Below are 2698 nucleotides of genomic sequence, written 5' to 3' on the forward strand. Positions count from 1 at the left end.
GGCGGGCCGTTGAAGATGTTGGTCTCAGCAGTGTTGATCAGCCGCGCCTTCAACTCCCACGGCGAGAGGCTCCAGTTCGAGGCGTTATAGAGCAGTGCCGCCGCGCCGGATACCATCGGGGCCGCGCCCGACGTGCCGCCGAACGGTTCAACACCGTCGCCGCTGCCGGCCACCGCCGAAATCGATGCGCCGGGAGCGCCAATTTCCGGCTTGATGATCTGGCCATACATAATCTGATTACCGTAGGTCATCTGACCCATCGTCGGCCCGCGCGACGAAGTGCCGACGACGCTGCCAGCGTTGCTGGCCGGGTTAGCGAAGTTAATCGTGACCGGGTTGTCCGCCCGCGCCTTCAGCGCACTACCGGCGGCCTGTGTAATCGACAGCACCGGCACGGTGGGATTGCCACCGCCGAAGCCGAAGGTAGGTGGCACTGTGCCGGACGCGTTGTTGGCCACGATCACCGCGGCAGCCCCGGCAGCGGCGCCGTTCGAGCCTTTGACGCTGATCGCGCAGGCGCCGCGGTCAACCAGCAGGATTCGGCCGGTCAATGAACCAGCTGGGTAGGGTGTACAACCGAGGTTATTGCCCGGCGCCGGGAAGTAGACCAAGGTGCCGCTGACCGCCGTGTTCGGGATCGGCGCCCACGGTTGGGCAACGCCGAAGACGGTGGTGCTAAGCACAGTAATCGGATAAGACGCATCGCTTGGCACTGCCGTCTGCGCCACCGAGAGGGCCGTGCGTGCGCCGGCAGGGGTGCCGGTGATATAGGGCCGGTCGGCGCTGTTGCCGGCTGAAGCCACCACCAAAATGCCCAGCGGCTGCAAATTGTCAACCGCGATCGCCGAGTCGTCGTCATAGTTCTGGCCATACGACGCACCCAGCGACATATTCACGATATGCACGCGGTCATCGGTGACGCCATCGCCGTTGGGGTCAGCCGACCAGTCGAGGCCTTGCAGAATGGCGATGCCGCTGCACGCCGACGACACCGCCGAGCAGACCTTGACCGCGAACAGATCAACTTCCGGCGCTACACCCTGCTTGCCGCCGATGATGTCGGCGACGTGAGTGCCGTGACCGCCGGCGCAGGTGCCCCCGCTCAGGCCTAGCACGCCACAGTCAATCGGGTCGGGATCGGGCATGAGCGGGCCGTTGGGCCACACTTCGCCGACAAAGTCGTAGCCGCCCTTGACCCGATCGGTCGGGAAGAGACCATCTAGCGTCTTGTTGCGCGGATCGGCAGGGTTGGTGCCATACGCTGCTTGATACGCTGCGAGTGTGCCGGGGCCGCCAAAAGCGGCGTGAGTGTAATCAATGCCGCTATCGAGCACGGCCACCCGCACGTCTTTGCCGCGGTAGCCGGCAGCCTGCACCGCCGGATTCGCGCCAATGTAGGGCACTGTCTCCATCGGTGGTTGGGTATCGCGCTCGTAGTTCACAACCGGATTGATCCGCACCACTTCGACATCGCGGGCCAGTGCCGGCAGTGCCGCGCCATCGACCTCGACGACTACCGCGTTGAGTGCCACCCGCAGCCGGGCCAGCTCGGTCAGCGTCGGGTCAATCGCGCGCAAGCGGGCCAGTACCCGCTCGTGTTGTTGGTTGATGCGGTTAAGTTGGGCAGCCTGCGCCACACCCTGCGGTACGCGCGCGGTGGGGTTTTCGCTCAGCCGGATGACAACCTCTTGGCGTCCGGTGGCGCCGATCAGGCTCGGTGAGAGCGGGGTGGGAGTCCGATCAATAGTAAGCGGTTCTTCTAGCCGGAGTGCATCGAGATTAGGGGTTGGGCGGGGCGGCTGCGCCGCTGATGGCGCAACCAACGCAATCGTCAACGCTACGCTGATGGCGATTGCAACGAGATGGCGTTTGATTATGAGTCTCATAAACTCCTCAGCTCGCAAACAGGACAGCATCGCGACCGAAAAGGGGTTTGTGCGGCCATTTCGTCATTGAAATCGCTACAAACGCATCCCTCCTTTCTCAACCGCTGCACTGGCAAGTAACACGAGTACTGACGGTTAGGTATGCGGCAAGGCGCTGACAACAATCCCTACGCCAGCGCGCTGAGTCGATAGCCGCAATGGTGCAAGGATGTCACTTAAGCGTCTGTGTACTTATCTCGTGTAACCGTACAGTGTGCAAGAAGGCAGCCGGCCTAAATGGGTGAGGCGCAGGCGGAGTTGGGGCAGGAATGGCGCACACCAACTAGCAAGAGCGTATATTGCTCTTGACCAAACTCAGCAATGACGACGCTGGCTTGATGGGCTGAGGTGGATTAGGTCGTTGGTAAAAAAGATTAACAATACTAAACGTATCTGTCAAGCGAAATTGCATAGCAAACTGTTTACAAATTGTTCATTTATTGGCGGCCTAAATGACAGCTTGTTCATCTTGGCAATCGTACTAACCAGCTATGATGTGGCCGGCGAAAGCTGCACCGCTGGCTGCAAACCGGTTGCCGTACGCCGGTTGTGGTACAAGCTTTGTGTTATACTGCTACCAGCATGATTTCGTTCGGAGGTTCCCCGTGTCTGTTATCAATACCTTGTCAGTCGTCATGTATGCGGATAATGGCGCCCGGCTCGAACAGGCGGTATCGGCTGTCGCTGTGGCGGCGGCACGCTACAGCACTAATCACGAGATTATTATCGCCGCCGGCCCGGCTGCGGCAGCGGCTGCCGCGCGGGTTGCCGCG

The 2698-nt window shown here is 61.2% G+C and carries 1 protein-coding gene; it reads right to left on the minus strand.

All coding sequences use genetic code 11. The annotated features are described in order from the left end of the window. A partial coding sequence (locus U9R81_RS19745; protein WP_322497120.1) for a S8 family peptidase occupies nt 1-1886 on the minus strand: 1886 nt, incomplete at its 3' end. Between the last annotated feature and the right edge of the window lie 812 nt (nt 1887-2698).

Origin of the sequence: Chloroflexus sp., from assembly GCF_034435895.1 — a bacterium.
In the GTDB taxonomy this organism is placed as follows: Bacteria; Chloroflexota; Chloroflexia; order Chloroflexales; family Chloroflexaceae; genus Chloroflexus.